We start from the raw sequence: 16,962 nt of genomic DNA on the forward strand, positions 1-16,962 counted from the left end.
TCCGAAGAATTTGATCCTATAAAAAACCCTTGTCAATCTTTTCTCAAAGAAAACGAATGATGCCAGCAGGATAAAGATTTACATTTTCCGCGAATGGACCGATTCTAATTTTATGTCTCGCCGTCCCCTCCGAATTCCCTATGCATTGATTTTGTTTTTTATTGCGTTCTTCCCCGAATTTATTTTAGGGAAAGAAATTTCTATCCTGCCAGCTTACATTTCCGGAGAAGTTCCACCTGTCCTTGGATCAAGAAGAGAGGCAGGGTTTGAATTGTCCCGTCTTTCACGACACTATATCAAACGAAATTTTTTTACTGAAGTTACAGATCCAAAACTTATTGAAAATTATTTAAATGAATCGGAATGGAACGAAGAAAGTGAACTAAAAGATCAGGATCTTTTTTCTTACTGTACAGAGTGGGATTCTCATTTTGTTGTTCAAGACCAGATAGATTTTGGAAATCCTATCCTTGTCAAAACGGTTATCTTTAACTGTAAAAACCAAGCAAGACAAACCATCCAATCCAAACTCATTTCAAACTTTGTTTTAGCGTATGAAAAACATAACGAAAAAAGTTTTCGATTTTTGCCTCCTCGGTTTTACGAAAAGAAAAACAAAATAGCTCCAAATTATGAAATCAATCTATTCATAGACATTCATTCTTCTTATGCATATTACAAAAAAGACGTTTTAAAGAGTTTGTCCGCTTTGTACGATCAGGACGGGCTGTTCTTAGGTGTGACACTCGTAAAGAAAGATAAAATAGTCACCATCCCACCAACAAAAGAACACATTGAAATCAAAAAATTGATGGAAGAAACTGGATGGCAAGGAAACAACCAAGCTGAGTCCATTGTATCCGCCTTACAAGGTTTAAAGTCGAAAATTTCATCGGGAAAAAAAGAATCAAGGAAGCTTTTTTTACTTCTTTCTTCTGCTGTGAAGGACAAGTCCGGATCGATCATCATGGCATTGAATGATTTACGACATATGGAAATTGAACCAGTTCTATTAGTTCCCAACCATTCTGAATTAAGTACAATTCGAGAATTACAAAGAATTGGCAAAGCAAGTAACAGTCGTGTTGTTGGAATCACTGAATACCAAAAAATTGGAACTTCCGAAGGATATGAATACCTTTACTTAAATCAATTCAATGTGTATTCCTCGATTGAAGAGTTACCAATGCCTTTTAATTGGAATCAAAACCAAATCAAAAAATATGATGCCTCTTTGGTTCGTGCGGCAGTCGATGTGGTCACACCTTACAATCTTTATATGGCTTACGAAAAAATATCTGATAAACGTGTATTGGAAAAAGAAGAAATCAAAACTGATTTAGAATACATTCTGCGAACAGAATCAAATACAGACCAAACAGAAAAGGATAGATTTCAAACAGTTCTTGTTGAATCAAAAGGAGAAGCCATTTGGATTCAGTTGCCATATGATGTGGTCGTAACAAAAGGAAAAGAGTATTTAATCCAAACAACTTTTGTTTTGGATCCTCTATCCACATGGGGAGTGAAAAATGCTCCTGCCGAAACCAATTTGTTAAAAATAAATACTACCTATCCAAAGACATTGATGGTGAAACCATCGCAGGCGAAAAAGTTTTTGGATACAAACAAAATTAGAGAATTTAACGGTTACTTGCAAGGGACAGTGAGTGTCATCAAAAAGAAGTAAACAAACTTCAGAATGGATTTCTAGCGGATCCGATATCCAAAAGATTCGCAACCAGTGGGTAGAAACTTCCAATTCCAATTTACCGATGTTAATCATTGGAGAAAGGGGTGTAGGGAAAAGTTTTTGGATCGAAAGAAGTTTAGAACAAAGAAATATTTCTTCCAGTAACGTAGTAAGTTTTGATTTTTCATATCCTTTTGCCTTTGCGGAATCCTTAGAAAAAATCAAATCATCCAAACAGATGGTGACCATTCAGATGGATCGCATCACAAAGGCAAAACCAGAAGAAGTATTGTTATTACAACAATGGTGGAAGTCAGAAAAATACGAAGAAAAATCAAAAGTATATTTGTATTGGGAAATTCATTCAGAAGAACTGGAAATTTTAAACCAAAAGAATGTATATTCAGATTTTTATGATCAGTTAAAATCCTTTCGCTTTGAACTTCCTAATTTGAAAAAACGAATTTCTGAATTACCGTTATTTGTTTCTCAGTTTTTAGAGGAAGCAAACACCGATCTCGGTAAAAAAATTACAGGGATGGAAGAGGAGTTTTTTGTTTTTTTTAAAAACAAAACATTTAACACAAATCTCTCTGAACTAAGAGATATGATCTTTGCACTTGTTGGATTTTCTTCTGGCAAACAATTACATTGGAAACAGATCCCATCTCATTTTTTTGAAAACCAACTCACAGAATTAGAAGTGAAACCTGGGATTAGTTTGGAAAGTTATGAAAAGGAAATCATCAAAGCCAATTTGATTTATACAAAAGGAAATAGAGAAAAAGCCGCTAAATTACTTGGAATTTCTGAAAGGAATTTATATCGCAAATTACATGAATATCATTTGGAAGATCTTTCTTGAAGTAAGGAAAAAAGATGCATAATTTTTTGTAAAAAATAATTCCTACCTTCTTCGTCACGAAGTCCTGATTTGAATTTGATATTCATTTCAATCACTTGGTCATAAAATAAATCTAAAGTTTTATCAGTAAATAAAGCGGAATCAGAAACCAATTGCCTTCTTACAAAGTTTTTTCTCGCATCGGAATAACTTCCTGTTTTCAAAAGTTCATCCATAATGGGAATAGGAACTTCACCATTGTGCCTTGTCCGTATGACTTTGATTTTGCGAATTTCATCTAGTTTGTAACTGAGTCTGGTTAGGAAACTAAGAATCTCCGAATTTTGGTCATTGAACTTGGTAAATTCTTTAAAAAAATCGACCTTTCGTTTTTGAACCAATGTTTCTACGAGTACATTGGTATTTAGTTCATTTTGACTGAATAAAACGGAATTCACATCATCGATGGTAAACTTGGAACGATGTAAGTATTGTTTGAGTTTTTTTACGCTTTTAAGATAAGCACCTACGTTTGCGGGAATTCGATGGATAAATTCATCGGCAGCATTTGGTTCAAAATGTACTTGTTCCTGGTCACAAACTTCTTTGAATACTTTTGGATAGTCGCTCGGATATAAAAATTTGGTTTTGTAATAGTTTAAGGTTCCTTGAAAGAGTTGGACCAAACTTTGTGGAATGTCTTTTCCATCGTAATGAACAATGAGAAAAATTTCATCAGAAACGGCGGTTATGTTTTTTCGAAATCCAGAAGCAAAGTCTTTCCATTCTTGTGTCGCCTTTGTATCAAGTATGGGTTTAAAAAGTGCAGCAGCTTGTTTGACAATGATAAGTTTTCTTGGGTAAAACATATCTGGAGTGAAGAGTTCCGCAAAAAGTTTTGCCTGTTCTCCGGATTCAGATACAATGAGAATGATTTCGTAAGGGCCAGAAGATTTCGAAAGTGCCTCTTTGTAGTGATCGATGATCAGTTCAAATTCATAAGAATCCTCCCCTGTGTAGGCAAAAAATTGCGGGAGATTACTGGTCTGAGTTTTGAATAATTGGAAAAGAGAGCTAAATTCTCTCGCTTGCGATTTTTTTGTTTCCATTTTTGTGAATCCGGTCTAATCTTTCGATGGGATCGAGGCGATATTCATAGTATGGAAATCTCAAGTAATGTGGCAAGAGTTTCAGGACTAGGCGAACCATATATGTATGTGTCTCCCACATACAACACCCAAGCTGTGGAGCAAGTAGAAGCAATCCAATCTCGCTCTTACCAGCCAAAGTATGTTTCGGGTGAAACAGAAAAAAAAGCAACGGAAGTCCAAACAAGTCCAGAGGCTAAAGCAGCTTACAAACCTGGAAATTTGGTCAATCTTTACGCTTAAAAGACTTTTCCCAAAAAGGCAACCAAACCGAAGAACGAGCTAAAAAACTTCGGAGGGGAAATCCCATCACATTCGTATACGATCCAAACCTTGTGGCGACAGGTCCGTTTTCATCTTGGATTCCATAAGAGCCTGCTTTATCAAAAGGTTGGCATCGCAAAATATAATCACGTATTTCCACTTCGCTCCAATTTTTAAATTCGATAATTGTCTCCTCGTAGAAAAAATCAACCTTCGATTCTATCTGCAAACCGGCCCCAGAAAATACGGAATTTTTTTTCCCCGAAAGTGTTTTGAGGATCCGAACGGAATCTTCCAGGTCGGTAGGTTTGTGTAAAATTTCATTTTGAAATACAACAATGGTATCAGCAGCCAAATAAAGATGGTTTGGGTTCCCGTCGTTACCTAATTTTGAGTGAACCATTCGTTCTAAATATTGGAGTGAGGGTTCTTTGAATTTTTGAGACTCATCAATGTTTGCTGGTTCCACCTGGAACAAAAATCCTAGATCCTTGAGTATTTGGATCCGTCTTGGCGATGTCGATTTGAGTATAAACAAATTCTTGCTATTCCTTACGGGATATTGTTTCATTTCATAATGATGAGTCCTCGACTTTTGGCTATTTTTTTATGGGCTTTCGTTTTTGTTTTTGGATGCAAACGAGGTCTTTCGGAAGACATCCAAGATTGTAATCCCGTAGCAGATTATTACGAAAAGGGAACACACTACATAAGAAGAGATTTGGTTCGGGATGATAATACTTTAGATTATAAAAAACTTTTGGAAGACACAAAACCTCAAGCTAGCGATTGTTATCCTTCCAATCACGAGGTAAAATGAGTTTATTTGATGTAAAAGGAAAGTCGATTTTGATCACCGGTGCCAGCCGAGGCATCGGAAAAACATTAGCCCTTGGTTTTCGAGACGCAGGCGCCATTGTCTATGGAGCAGGCTCTAGACCAGAATCCATTGAATGGATGGCTAAAGAAGGAATCAACGGAGTGGTTCTTGATGTACGCAGTGAAGGTGCAGCATTTGAAATCATCGGTCAAATCAAAGCAAAACATGGAAGACTCGATACTCTCATCAACAACGCAGGAATTGCAACAAATACTCCCGCTTCTGGATTCAAAGAAGAGGAATTACAAAATATAGTTCAGACAAACTACGTAGGTGTGTTTCGCAATTGCCAAGCTTATTACAAACATCATAAAAAAGAAGGTGGAAACATCATCAATGTGGCTTCAGTTCTTGGAATGGTGGGAAGTAAACTGGCTTCTGTTTATTCTGGTACCAAAGGTGCTGTCATCACTTTATCGAAAGCACTAGCCATTGAGTGGTGCAATAATGGTTATCGCGTGAATGTCATTTGCCCGGGGCTCATTGATACAGAAATGACCGATATGATCAAAGACAAAGAATTCATCATGAAACAAGTGCTCGCTGGTATTCCTATGGGGCGTCTTGGAAAACCTGAGGAACTCCTGGGAGCGGCCATTTATTTAGCCTCTGATTCTTCTTCGTATATGACGGGTCAGTGTCTTGTTCTTGATGGGGGACTCACAGCACAATAATTGCTGCTGTGTGAAACCAAATGATCCTATACCTCCATCCAGAAAATCCAGAAATCCGAAAACTCAAACAAATTTCGGAGAGATTGAAGGATGGAGCTGTTTATATATTTCCAACTGACACAGTTTATGCGATCATAGCGGACGCACACTCTAAATTGGGAGTTGAGAAAATATACTCCATTCGAAAACTTCCCAAAGACAAACCACTTTCTCTGATGTGCACAGACATTTCTATGGCATCAAATTTTATTGAGTATTTGCCAAATTCTGCTTATCGTTTGATGAAACGAGTGACACCTGGCCCCTTTACCTTTGTTTTAAAAGCAAATAAAAACTTACCAAAACCATCTGTGGTTCACCACAAAGACAAACAAATTGGAATTCGTATCCCTAACCATATTTACCTCAGTGAACTTTTAAAAATCCATGATTCCCCTCTCACATCCACTTCTGCTTTTTGTGATGATGAGTTCATCATCGATATTGATGATTTAGAATCCATTTACGGAAACCAAGTGGATGGGATTGTCGATGGCGGGATTGTCAAAATGGAACTTTCCACTATCTTACAGATCAATGATGACTCAATTGAGTTGATTCGGGAAGGTAAGGGATATGATCTCATTGCTGGTGAAATTTCTAATTAGATTAAAAAACCTAGGTTCATTAAAAACTGAGACCCGGAATTTTTTTAAGGTGTGCTTCATACCCAAACATTTTTTTTTCTGAATGTTTAGGTAGTTTGATTGGAATTTCCTTCTGCGCATATTTCACAATGGGAATGATTTTATATCCGTGTGGGTAAACCCAAACCGGTTCCGTACTTACACTTTTAATCTGTTTCTCTTTTTGTGAGTTTATTTCTAATGAAAAAGATAAAATAATCCCACCATCGGTGTTCTCTCTATTTTGCGCCGACAAAAAATTGCCAAGGGAATAGGCCACAAGTCTGTCCTCTCCATTCTTTTCTTCCTGGAAGTGATCGATTCTTTGCACTACATGAGGATGCCCTCCAATGATGATATCGGCCCCAGCTTCGAAACCTATCTGAACCCATTTGGTTTGTGACTTGTCTGGTTTTTCTTCATACTCAGTTCCATAATGATACCAAAGGATTACAAAGTGGATTCCATTTTCTTTGGCAAAACTAACATCTTCCTGAATTTGTTTTTCACTTAAAAGTCGAACGATTCGATCATTTTTGACAGGAATTCCATTTGTGGAATATGTATAATTATAAATCGCAATTTTGATCCCATTCACTTCGATAAAAAAATCTTTTCGATTTAGATAATCCGAATGTGATTTGAAAGTTCCAATAGGAACCATTCCCATTTGATTCACAGAATCGATCGTATAATCAATTCCAAAGGCTCCTTTATCCGCAGAATGATTGTTTGCTGTTGATAAAATATCAAAACCTGCGTTTTTGATTCCTGTTAAATAACCGATAGGAGATCCAAATCGAGGGTATCCAGTAAACTCATTTGGATCATTTGCGATTGTTGTTTCTAAATTTCCTAAGGTTAAATCAGCATCTTGTAATGAATTTGAAATGAATTCGAAACTGCTACTAGAATCATATTCTTTAGTCTTTGAAAGATAATAAGAGGAGATTTGTGAGTTATGGCACATGAGATCCCCAACCACTTTAATTCTCACTTGCCTAGTAAAGTAAACATCGGGAAGAGTGTAACAAGATAGGAAGGGAACAGTGATAAACCCAAAATATAAAAAACGAAATATTTTAATCATAGTTGGTCTGATTTTGGTTTTATCCAGTTGTGGTTGGGAAAAGGATTATAAACGTGCTGCTTATCTTTCGATGCAGCCCGATACAGATTTAATCTTAGCGCCATTTCCATTCAATATTTTTGATAGAGAGGCAAGGGATGCAATCACTCTTTCCCATTATTCAAAAGAAGAAATAAAAAATATTTTAGAAGACCATGATCTATCTTGGGATGAGTTGAAAAACCAATGGCAATTGGATGCCGAAGATGAACATTTTTCGAAAGAAGTAAACTACACATCGCATTATACTCAATATTTTTATGATACCGAAATTCCCATTTGGATTTATGGACCGAAGTGGATCAGAAATGGGCAATACTCTGATGAGATCAACCAACAACATATTCCTTCTATCTATGGAAAAATCTTAGATTTTCCATTTAAGAATACAATCGATGTATCCTATTTAGAAAAAATATTCCAAAACGAGAAGGTAAAACCAGAAATCATCGTTACCGTTGTAGTTGATCAAGGTGGACGACAACTTTACAAAGCACATAAAGGTGCTTATCCATTTCTTGAAGATTTAAAAAACAACGCTGCTTACTTTAAAAAGGCAAAAGTGGCTCACTTGGAATCACATACTGCTGTGGGTCATATGGCGATTGGAACTGGAGCCTTTCCTAAAGACTCAAAAATTTTCTCGAATGAAATTTATACATATGCAGATGGAAAGGTTCTCCATAGACCCGTTTATCAAGGAAAAAACAAAGATTGGGATTTGAGCGAAATGCAGGTCCCGAGTTTTGCTGATGAATGGGATCTTTCAAAGAATAATGAACCTGTCATCGTAAGCCAATGTTATGCGGCAAGGGCAGCAGTGGGTATGGCAGGACATGGAAAACTATTTTCCCTTTATTCAAAAGATTCGGCAACAGAACTTCCCGATAACGATTTTGTTTATTGGCAAGATGTCAAAAGTTTATCCTGGTCGACGTATAACGATGCCTTCCTTGTTCCTAAATCAGTACAAAAGTATAACTTGTACCAATTCTATTTGAATCATAAAAAAGACATATCGACTCACTTTGAAGCCAAAGATCCAATCGATTTGATCGCAAAAATCCACCACTTCCAAGGTTCTGAATTTCAGGCAAAGATGGATGGAGCCCTTTTTCGAGACAGCATTACAGAAACGATAATCAATACAAAAAAAGATAAGGATGGTATCACCGATCTTGCCTATGTAACTTTGAAGGCTACGGATGCCGTCGGACATTTGTATGGATGGGAATCAAAAGAAGCAGAACAAGTTTTAAAAGCTACAGATAAAGAAATTCAAACTATATTCGAATATCTAAAAACTAATTTCGGTGATAACTTTATAATGGTGGTAACAGCAGATCATGGAGCTGCGCCCATGCCGGAAATTTCCAATGGTTTATTCTTAAGTCATGAGCAGTTCTTCTCAACTGTGAATGAACTTCTCCCAGAGTCAGAAAGAACAAAACGTTCTCTTGTGAAGTGGGTGGCTCATTCTCAATTATCTTTGGACAGAGATTTGATGAAGGCATATCAGATCACTGAAGAGGCAATCATTCAAAAGATCATGTCCATTCAGGTAAATGATCGAAAGTTTTTCAGAAAGGTTTGGAAACGAGAAGAAATCCCGAATCTATCTTTATAAAATAGATTCGAGAATTGTCTTTATTTCTTTTTCAGTGGGGTTTCGTCTTTTTTGAAATCTTTTAATTTAAGAAATACTTTGATCTCTTCAAAATCAATCCGATCAAGGCTCACTGTCACTGGATCACCTATAAAAAATATTTTAGAATATTTTTTCGAATAAAAGGAGAAATCATTTTTGATGACTACTTCAAATTCGTCGGTGAATTCCGATTTGTCCAAAACTCCTTCCAAATTAGAAATATCCAATTCTACAAAAATTTGGGAAGGTCTGATCCCAACGATAAAACCTTTAAACTCTTTTATTCCTGTAGATTCCAAATAACGAAAGGATTTGATTTTAACGATGTCTCTTTCCGCATCGGCAGCTCTTCTTTCTTCTTCCGAACAATGCAGTCCCATCACGGCAATTTCGTTTTCAGAATAAGTTCTTTCGGTTTCAAGAAGTGTGGCTTGTAAAACACGATGTACAATCAAATCAGGATAACGTCTGATTGGTGAAGTGAAATGGCAATAGTCCTTGAAACCAAGCCCCCAATGGCCAAGCGGGTCTGCCCCATAATATGCCTGCATAAAACTTCGCAAAAGTAGATAATTGAAGATTTTACCCACCGAACCATCTTCAATTTCTTTCACCGCTTTCATGATCTCTGCGTAACTTGTATCTTTGATTTGGATGTTATAACCATTCAGTTGCAGAAAATGGTTTAGGGTTTCTAGTTTTTCTTCATCCATAGCTTCGTGGATACGATGTAATGAAGGAGCTTTTCTTTTTCTTAAAAATTCATCTACTTTCAAGTTAGCAGACAACATCAACTCTTCAATTAATATATGACTTGTTAGGCGTTCGCGATTTTCAATCCCAATAGGTTCTTTTCTTTCGTTCCAAGTGATTGTGGTTTCTCGTAAGTTTAAATCAATTCTACCAGCTTCCATTCTTCGTTTGCGAAGGGCTTCTGTGAATTGCGAAACTTGGTACATCCAATTTTTGGGATCTTTGGCTTTGATTTCTTCTTCTGCCATTTCATAAGTGTATCTTGTATTTACTTTGATGACAGATTTATAAAACTTTGCATTGTAAATTTCACCAGTTTTACTTGCTTCCATTTCTACGGTAAAAGCAAGTCGATTGGTGGTGGCTACCAAACTGCAAAGGTCTTCTGATAAAATGGGTGGCAACATAGGAACCACACGGTTTGCTAAATAAACCGAAGTGGCTCTTTCATAAGCTTCCTTATCGAGAGGTGAATCTTTTTCTACATAATAAGAAACGTCAGCAATGTGAATCCAAACACGAAGCCTGTTTCCTTCATCGACAAAACTGATTGCATCATCAAAGTCTTTGGCTGTAATTCCATCGATCGTAACAGCATATAAGTCTCGTAAGTCGGTCCTAGTATTCCAATCAGTAACTGTTTTTTCGGACACTTCTTCAGGAAATTCTAAAGGAATGAAGTCTGGATGTACAGGATCGTAATTGTATTTCATTAAAATCCGTTGTAAGTCGCCGTCTTCTTTCGTATCCGATTCGAAGCGAATAAAACTGACATCGTAAAGATTTTCCTGAGGAATGGCTCCTTCTTTAAATTTTACGATTAAAATATCGTTCACTTGAATCGAATCAAAAGTGTCTTTCAAAATAGACTTAACATGAAGAACTCCTTCTTTACCTTCTCCGAGCATATCGAGAAAATTTCCAAAAACAAATTTGTTTGTTTTTTCTCTAACTCGCATTCGGTAAAGAACACGGCCACGTTTGACGATGTTTGTGACTTCTGCTTCTAACCTGTCTTTTTTACCAACGCCCAAGGGAATGACTTCTACCTTGTCACCAGTGATGGCGGAATTGGTCATTGGGCCAGGAACAAAAATTTCATTTTTGGAAGGAAGGGAAATAAAACCATCACCCCTTCGAGAAATAGAAATTCTCCCTGTTAGGCGAAAGGGACTTGCTACCGTTAGGTATTTTTTATTCGGAATAAGTAATCCTTCAGCTTCTAACAAATTGAGAAGTTGATCGATTAAAAATTCGATTTCTTTTCTAGGAACTTTCTCTTTGCGTTTGAAGGATTTAACTTTCTTTGTTTTCGGATCTGGTCTTTTGAATTCACTTGATTCGGTAAATTTTTTTTTGATCTCTTGTCTTGTGATGTCCTTTCCAGACTTTTGCTCCAGAAATTCTATGATTTTTCTTTGTATTTTATAGGTATCCATAAATTCATTTGTGATCTACGTAGGTCCCGCGGATGTAGTTGGGCAGGAGAGATAAATAGTCGTTTTTATTAGGTTCTGTTTTGAAATATTCTTTCAAACTATACTGTAGTATAGACGAAAGATTAAGGTTTGTCGCTTCAATTTTTGTTGCAGATGGAGGGTAAAACTCAGGCAAATTTCCAGTATAATACCAATTGTTAGGTGTCCATTCGTTCGTTTTGATTTTTGCTTCGATGGATTCAGGAGTCAGATCAAAAGAATCTAAAAAGCCATTTTCGGATTTATACTTTGTGTAGTACTTTCCTTGTTTCCCATCCAAACAAAGTAAGGATGTTCCTTCGGCTATTTTCTCTCGGGCCACCCCCATTAAATAAGCTTCTAAACTATCCATACCGAATACTGGAATATTCCATAATTGGGAAAGATCTCTTGCTGTAGTCACTGTTATGCGAATGCCAGTAAAAGAGCCAGGTCCACTTGTTACAATGATAAGATCTGGTTTTTTTATTTTTGCCTTTTCCAGAGCCAAACGGATGTATTCGACTAACTTAAAAGAAGATTCTTTGGGTGTCGTTTCCGTTTGTTCTGAAAGGATTTGCAATGGGGATCCGTCGGAATGTGTAGCAACCAGAACCTGAATCCAATCCTGGGTGGTATCGAAGTAGAGCACGTTCATTGAATTTCCTTTTCCGACCATTCCAAAGTATAGGAACGAACTTCTATGGAACCTGATTCAATTGACAAATGGATTCGATTGGATTTAGGAAGATAAGGTTCGGCAATTTGCCACCATTCGATCGCAGAAACTCCTTCTTTTCCCCAGATTTCTTCAAATCCTAAATCATCTAGTTCTTCTAAAACTTTGATCCGGTACAAATCAAAATGATACAAGCGAAAGTTAGGCGAGTCATATATATTGTACAAAGAAAAAGTAGGGGAATTAATAGAACTTTCGGTTCCAAATCGGCTATACCATTCTCGGATAAAAGTAGTTTTGCCTGCGCCCATTTCGCCCGAAATCAGTAAAACAGGGAATTTGTGTTTTTTTAAAAATTGATCCACCAATTGGTCCAAACTGAGAAAGACTGGGTTTAGTTCCGATTCTCTAAGAGAGAGAAAACTAGCCTTCATTGATTAAAGAATTTCTCCACATCGAAGGAATCAAATTGGTAAGCAGTTCTACAAAATTCACAAGTGATTTCAATTTTTCCAAATTCATCAATGATAGAATCTGCTTCTTGTTTGCCAAGGGAAGCAATGATATCTGCTACCTTATGTCTGGAACAATCGCATAAAAATTCGGGAGATTCTTTGCTTAAAACTTCCAACTCGGATCCGATTTCTGTTTGGAGAGAGGTTAACATATCATCAATACTGAGTGCCCAAAAAGCTTCTTTTTTGACAAGGGGTTGGATTTTGGAAATCAGATACTTAAAACTTTCTTCTGGTGCATCGGGAAGTGCTTCGAAGAACAAACCTTTTGCGGAAAAATCATTTCCAGGAAAATCAAAAGGATAAACTTCCATTCCTACTATGGCTTTGATTTGTTCTGATTCAGTTAAGTATTTGATAAAATTTACTTCGAATGTGTCTTCTACTAGGTTTGTATAAGACTGGTATGTATCCGAATCAAAATCCCAACGAATCACTTTCATGATCCCTTGGCCCAAAATAAATTCGTTTCGGATATCTCCTTCTTCGTGGCTTGCAGAATACGCAACAGATTTCATCTTACCGTAACGATCGCTGTAGGCTAAGGCTTGTTTGTTGGAATCATCCTTCCATTGGATGCTTACCTTTTGTTGGTTTTTCGTCATCTCTGCGAGAAACAACGCACCCATCATGGTTTTAGAAAGGAATACGGACATTTCTTTGTTCAGAGAATGAAGAAACATAGGTTCTTTGGCAGTTTCTGTCAAATCGACTAAAGTAAATCGATAGTGGTGGGTGTTGGATATACCTAAAATAACTTGGTCAGACATTATTTGATTGAAAGGGGTGTTTTCTGATTCAGTCTGTGTCACAAGATAGATTCTGCAATCGCAAAAAGGAAAAATATGATCTTTGGCGCCTGTTATTACCCCGAACAATGGAACCCTAAGGATTGGGATGAAGACCTAAAAATTATGAAAGAGATGGGTCTTTCGTCGGTAAGGCTCGCAGAATTTGCTTGGGGACTGATGGAACCCAAGGAAGGAAAATTCGATTTTTCTTTGTTTGATGCGGTTTTAAAAAAAGTCCAAGACCACGGAATGACTGCCATTCTTGGCACACCAACAGCTACCTTTCCCCCTTGGTTGTACAAAAAATTTCCAGAAATTGTTCAGGTATCTAAAGATGGGATCATTAGAGGGATTGGAACTAGACGTCAGGCTTGTTTTTCTTCCCCAGCTTATCAAAAAGCCACGGAACGAATCGTTACTGCAATGGCCAAACATTTTGGAAACCACCCAGCGGTTGTCGGATGGCAAATTGACAATGAACCAGGGCACGAAGGATCCGATGTTGATTATTCACCATTAGCATTAAAGAACTTTAGAACTTGGTTAAAGACAAAATACAAAACTTTAGATTCGCTTAACAAACGTTGGGGGAACGTTTTTTGGGGAGTTTTATACACGGATTGGAACGAAATTCCATTACCAGCGGCTCATGTGGCTAGTAATTTCAATCCGGCAATGATCCAAGATTATTATAGATTCCAATCGGACGAATTGGTTTCTTACATTCATTTCCAAGCTGAAATTTTAAGAAAGTACAGCAAAGGAAAACCACTCACTACAAATCTTTATCCTTCTCCTTTTTTACCAATCACGGATATGGAAAAGATGTTTTCCAAATTGGACTATGTGTCTTGGGACAACTATCCTGTCTGGGGAAACCAACAAGAACCATATCCACATCCATTGGTGACTGCTACACAACAGTATTCGAGAGGTTTAAAAAACAAACCATACACTGTGATGGAACAATTCTCTGGTGTACAAGGCCATGATACTTTGGGTTATCTTCCGCCACCAGGACAAATTGGTCTTTGGCTCACACAGGCCATTGTGAATGGTGCAAATCAAATCTATTTCTTTCGTTACCGCACAGCTCGTTTCGGTCAGGAACAACTTTGTTATGGGATTTTAGATCACGGAAAAAGAAAAACATCCAAATATTTTGAGTTAAAAAAGACCATTGAAGATATTAGTGAGTTTGCATCGGATATTGCAGATTTACCTTACAAAGCTGAGGTGGCAATTTTACACGATATTGAAAATTCACGTAATTACAAACACCAACCTTTGAGTGATGGTTTAAAATTTTCTCCAGTTCCCTTTGCCCAAGTTGGATACGATATTGAACTTGCTACTTGGTTTGCTGGCACCAATGTTTTAAATGTAAATGCTCATTCTCTTCCCATTAGTGTAGAAAACGATTGGTCAAAGTATAAAGTATTAACATTGCCACTTTATACAATGTTTGATCCATCGATTGTAGAAAAATTAAAAACTTACGTAACAAATGGAGGCACTTTGGTTCTTGGTTATCGAGCAGGAATCAAAGACAAAGACCATTGGATGGTAGAAGAACCGGTTCCGGGAGTTTTTGGAGAAATGACTGGAGTGGAGGTGTTTCAGTTTGAAGCACCAGCAACAGATAAAGTGGGAGTCCGAATGGGGATTTTACCTCTCAAAGGATCCAAGTTCTGTGAAATTTTGGAGCCAACAACGGCCAAAGTCGTAGCGAGATATAAAGATTCAAAAAAGTTTTATTCCGGTAAAGCTGCGATCACTGTGAATTCTTTTGGTAAAGGAAAGGTTTATTATGTGGGAACCTCTCTCACACCAGAAAGTTTTATATTATTATATAGAAAGATATTGAAGGGAGCAGGGGTTTCCTTTGGTTTTCTTGGTGCGACAATTGAACGTCATTACCGAGAAGGAAAACAATTCAATTATGAAATTACAATGAACCACTCTAACCGATATAAGTTGGCTGGGCTTTCGATTTTAAAGCCGTTTGGTTACAAAATCAAAAGAATTCCCAAATAAAACTTTGGTATTTTAAAATAGAAGATGAGAATACAAGATTTTAAAACAATCAATCGGATTTTAAACGAAACATCCGGAAAAAATAAACCAGGTGAAATTTATGTAGATAATCTACATACACCGTATATTCAGTTTCCTGATCGATTTGTTATCCCAGGTACTTCTGTCACACAACCCGAGTTTGGTGATATCAAAGATTTTGTTCAAACAGTTTTAAAGTATATTCCAGAAGCAATAGAAGGAACTTGTTTATTGCCGGAACCAAGACCCAAACGAGAGACAGGGAAATTGTTTTTTGTTCGGCCTATGTTATTTGGATCTTCTCGTTTTTTGTATGTGTTTTCTGTGGATATGTTGTACTTAGGTGGGGCCAAGTCGGAAGAAATCAAAAAACCTGGCTCTCAAAATATGACTCCATCCATTATCACGGACAGATTGTACTTTCAAACCAAAATCATTCACCTTCATTCCACGAAAGAAGACGGGGAAGACATTACTGACTTTGAAGCAAAACGATTTCAAGGTGGAATATTCCGTGTTGAATCGGAAAAAGATGATAACAAACCAATCCGAAGGTTTTCAGAAATTTTTGACGAAATTGATTTTTCGGAAACGGAATCGAAAATCCGAGAAGAATTAGGAATTAGCTCTGAAGTTTGGAAATTAGGTAGGATCTATTCTCCGATCGGAATTGATTATTTATCTTTGTCGCTTCGGTTTTTAATCCCTAGTTTGCCAAAAACCATCCAACAATTTAGAAATTTTTATCCAATCCTCACCGAAACAGAAGCAGGAATTCCTGAAGATATGTTAAAAAAATATCATGAATATCTCTCTTCATTTGAAGTGGAAAGGACGCAGTCGAAGTCCGGTAATATTTTATGGAAAGTCATTCAAAAATCATCCGATAAATAATAAGTAGGTAGTATGGGAATCTCTTCACCAACCATTAATTTCCCCGTAGATGAAACCATCAAACGGATCGAATATGTAAAAGCAAATGCGATGGGTATCATCCATGAAGCTAAAAAAATCCAACGAGAAGTTTCCTCAATTCGTTCCGAAACGGATGCTGATGAAAAAGAACGTATCGATGCCGCCGATGGAAAACTAGGTGATATTTTGATTCGTTTTTTACAGAAGTCCTTTCCGAAAGATGGAATCATTTGTGAAGACAAACCAACCATTGATGGTGGTGACTTCAAATGGGTTTTGGATCCAGTGGATGGCTCAATGAATTTTGTTCGGGGACTTCCTTTGTATGCGATTTCGTTTGGTTTGGAACATCGAGAAACACCCGTTGGTGGTGTGGTCATTGTCCCTCCACAAGAATCTGTATACTCCGCAGTTTTGGGTGAGGGCGCTTATAAAAATGGAGAACCCATTGTTACCTCCAGAATTTCCGAACTAAACCGAGCCATTTTTTCTCCCAATCTCCCCACAAAACGAGCGCACATGATCCAGGAGATTATGGCTGACTTATCCGGGTTTTTAACGTATGCAAGGTCCTTTCGTAGAACTGGTTCTTTTGTTTTGGATGCTTGTTTCATTGCAGAAGGTGTGATGGATGCCATTTGGGAAAAAACTGTAAAACATTGGGATGTTTCAGCCATTTCAGTGATCCTTACGGAAGCAGGTGGGAAATTGACCGATTTAAATGGAGTCCATTATTATACCGGACTTCCTGAGTTAGTAGCTTCCAATGGAGTTTTGCACTCGGAAATTTTAAATTTATTAAAGACAGTTCGTTCTACAGTCAGTCGAAATTAATAGAGGCGAACGATT

At 37.2% G+C, this 16,962-nt stretch carries 17 protein-coding genes; 10 read left to right on the forward strand and 7 right to left on the reverse strand.

Annotated features, from left to right (window positions below):
- Nucleotides 1-112 precede the first annotated feature (112 nt).
- The gene (locus EHQ47_RS08525) at nt 113-1,690 is read left to right on the forward strand and encodes an LIC10012 family protein (RefSeq protein ID WP_135748300.1); all 1,578 of its coding nucleotides are present in this window, start codon (nt 113-115) and stop codon (nt 1,688-1,690) included.
- On the forward strand, nt 1,671-2,558 hold the full coding sequence (locus tag EHQ47_RS08530) for a helix-turn-helix domain-containing protein (RefSeq protein ID WP_135748299.1): 888 nt from the start codon (nt 1,671-1,673) through the stop codon (nt 2,556-2,558). The genes EHQ47_RS08525 and EHQ47_RS08530 overlap by 20 nt, the downstream gene beginning before the upstream one ends.
- On the opposite strand, the gene holA is transcribed toward EHQ47_RS08530, so the two are convergent.
- Nucleotides 2,537-3,646 carry a DNA polymerase III subunit delta gene (gene holA / locus EHQ47_RS08535; RefSeq protein WP_135776968.1) on the reverse strand — a complete coding sequence of 370 codons (1,110 nt, stop codon included), beginning with the start codon at nt 3,644-3,646 and terminating at the stop codon, nt 2,537-2,539. The two genes, EHQ47_RS08530 and holA, sit on opposite strands and share 22 nt — an antisense overlap.
- Before the next feature lie 51 nt (nt 3,647-3,697).
- Between holA and EHQ47_RS08540 the strand changes: the two genes are divergently transcribed.
- Entirely contained in the window at nt 3,698-3,928 is a 231-nt protein-coding gene (locus tag EHQ47_RS08540; protein WP_135695757.1) for a hypothetical protein, read from the forward strand.
- Here the strand turns inward: EHQ47_RS08540 and EHQ47_RS08545 are convergent.
- Nucleotides 3,912-4,487, reverse strand: a complete 576-nt coding sequence (locus tag EHQ47_RS08545) for a Maf family protein (protein ID WP_135776969.1) — start codon at nt 4,485-4,487, stop codon at nt 3,912-3,914. The two genes, EHQ47_RS08540 and EHQ47_RS08545, sit on opposite strands and share 17 nt — an antisense overlap.
- A gap of 39 nt (nt 4,488-4,526) precedes the next feature.
- On the opposite strand from EHQ47_RS08545, the gene EHQ47_RS08550 reads away from it, so the two are divergent.
- From EHQ47_RS08550 to EHQ47_RS08560, 3 genes are read left to right on the forward strand one after another with little or no spacing between them, the layout of a single operon-like run.
- A complete protein-coding gene (locus tag EHQ47_RS08550) occupies nt 4,527-4,769 on the forward strand; it encodes a hypothetical protein (RefSeq protein ID WP_208727420.1) in 243 nt (80 codons plus the stop codon).
- Entirely contained in the window at nt 4,766-5,503 is a 738-nt protein-coding gene (locus EHQ47_RS08555) for an SDR family NAD(P)-dependent oxidoreductase (protein ID WP_135695761.1), read from the forward strand. Before EHQ47_RS08550 ends, EHQ47_RS08555 begins: the two co-directional genes overlap by 4 nt.
- A gap of 20 nt (nt 5,504-5,523) precedes the next feature.
- Nucleotides 5,524-6,150 (forward strand): L-threonylcarbamoyladenylate synthase, encoded by a 627-nt coding sequence (locus EHQ47_RS08560; RefSeq protein ID WP_135776970.1) that lies wholly within the window; start codon nt 5,524-5,526, stop codon nt 6,148-6,150.
- Between the two features lie 19 nt (nt 6,151-6,169).
- Here EHQ47_RS08560 and EHQ47_RS08565 read toward each other — a convergent pair whose 3' ends face one another.
- Entirely contained in the window at nt 6,170-7,258 is a 1,089-nt protein-coding gene (locus tag EHQ47_RS08565; protein ID WP_244290270.1) for a CapA family protein, read from the reverse strand.
- Between EHQ47_RS08565 and EHQ47_RS08570 the strand changes: the two genes are divergently transcribed.
- Nucleotides 7,218-8,924, forward strand: a complete 1,707-nt coding sequence (locus EHQ47_RS08570) for an alkaline phosphatase family protein (RefSeq protein ID WP_135776971.1) — start codon at nt 7,218-7,220, stop codon at nt 8,922-8,924. The two genes, EHQ47_RS08565 and EHQ47_RS08570, sit on opposite strands and share 41 nt — an antisense overlap.
- Nucleotides 8,925-8,944: 20 nt before the next feature.
- Here EHQ47_RS08570 and EHQ47_RS08575 read toward each other — a convergent pair whose 3' ends face one another.
- Genes EHQ47_RS08575 through EHQ47_RS08590 form a run of 4 tightly spaced genes read right to left on the reverse strand, consistent with a single transcriptional unit; the run spans nt 8,945 to nt 13,119 of the window.
- Nucleotides 8,945-11,137 (reverse strand): ribonuclease R family protein, encoded by a 2,193-nt coding sequence (locus EHQ47_RS08575; protein WP_135776972.1) that lies wholly within the window; start codon nt 11,135-11,137, stop codon nt 8,945-8,947.
- A gap of 4 nt (nt 11,138-11,141) precedes the next feature.
- Complete coding sequence (gene tsaB, locus EHQ47_RS08580; RefSeq protein ID WP_135776973.1) at nt 11,142-11,813, reverse strand: tRNA (adenosine(37)-N6)-threonylcarbamoyltransferase complex dimerization subunit type 1 TsaB; 672 nt, start codon at nt 11,811-11,813, stop codon at nt 11,142-11,144.
- The gene (tsaE, locus tag EHQ47_RS08585; protein WP_135748289.1) at nt 11,810-12,268 is read right to left on the reverse strand and encodes a tRNA (adenosine(37)-N6)-threonylcarbamoyltransferase complex ATPase subunit type 1 TsaE; all 459 of its coding nucleotides are present in this window, start codon (nt 12,266-12,268) and stop codon (nt 11,810-11,812) included. The genes tsaB and tsaE overlap by 4 nt, the downstream gene beginning before the upstream one ends.
- Nucleotides 12,265-13,119, reverse strand: a complete 855-nt coding sequence (locus EHQ47_RS08590; RefSeq protein ID WP_135748288.1) for an Hsp33 family molecular chaperone HslO — start codon at nt 13,117-13,119, stop codon at nt 12,265-12,267. Before EHQ47_RS08590 ends, tsaE begins: the two co-directional genes overlap by 4 nt.
- Before the next feature lie 75 nt (nt 13,120-13,194).
- Here EHQ47_RS08590 and EHQ47_RS08595 point away from each other — a divergent pair, with 75 nt between their 5' ends.
- The 3 genes from EHQ47_RS08595 to EHQ47_RS08605 are packed head-to-tail and all read left to right on the forward strand — an operon-like array spanning nt 13,195 to nt 16,947.
- Complete coding sequence (locus EHQ47_RS08595) at nt 13,195-15,177, forward strand: beta-galactosidase (RefSeq protein ID WP_135776974.1); 1,983 nt, start codon at nt 13,195-13,197, stop codon at nt 15,175-15,177.
- A 24-nt stretch (nt 15,178-15,201) separates the two neighbouring features.
- The gene (locus EHQ47_RS08600) at nt 15,202-16,092 is read left to right on the forward strand and encodes an LIC_10030 family protein (RefSeq protein ID WP_135748286.1); all 891 of its coding nucleotides are present in this window, start codon (nt 15,202-15,204) and stop codon (nt 16,090-16,092) included.
- Nucleotides 16,093-16,104: 12 nt separating this feature from the next.
- Nucleotides 16,105-16,947 carry an inositol monophosphatase family protein gene (locus tag EHQ47_RS08605; RefSeq protein ID WP_135748285.1) on the forward strand — a complete coding sequence of 281 codons (843 nt, stop codon included), beginning with the start codon at nt 16,105-16,107 and terminating at the stop codon, nt 16,945-16,947.
- Nucleotides 16,948-16,962 lie beyond the last annotated feature (15 nt).

The organism is Leptospira bourretii (assembly GCF_004770145.1).
In the GTDB taxonomy this organism is placed as follows: domain Bacteria; phylum Spirochaetota; class Leptospiria; order Leptospirales; family Leptospiraceae; genus Leptospira_A; species Leptospira_A bourretii.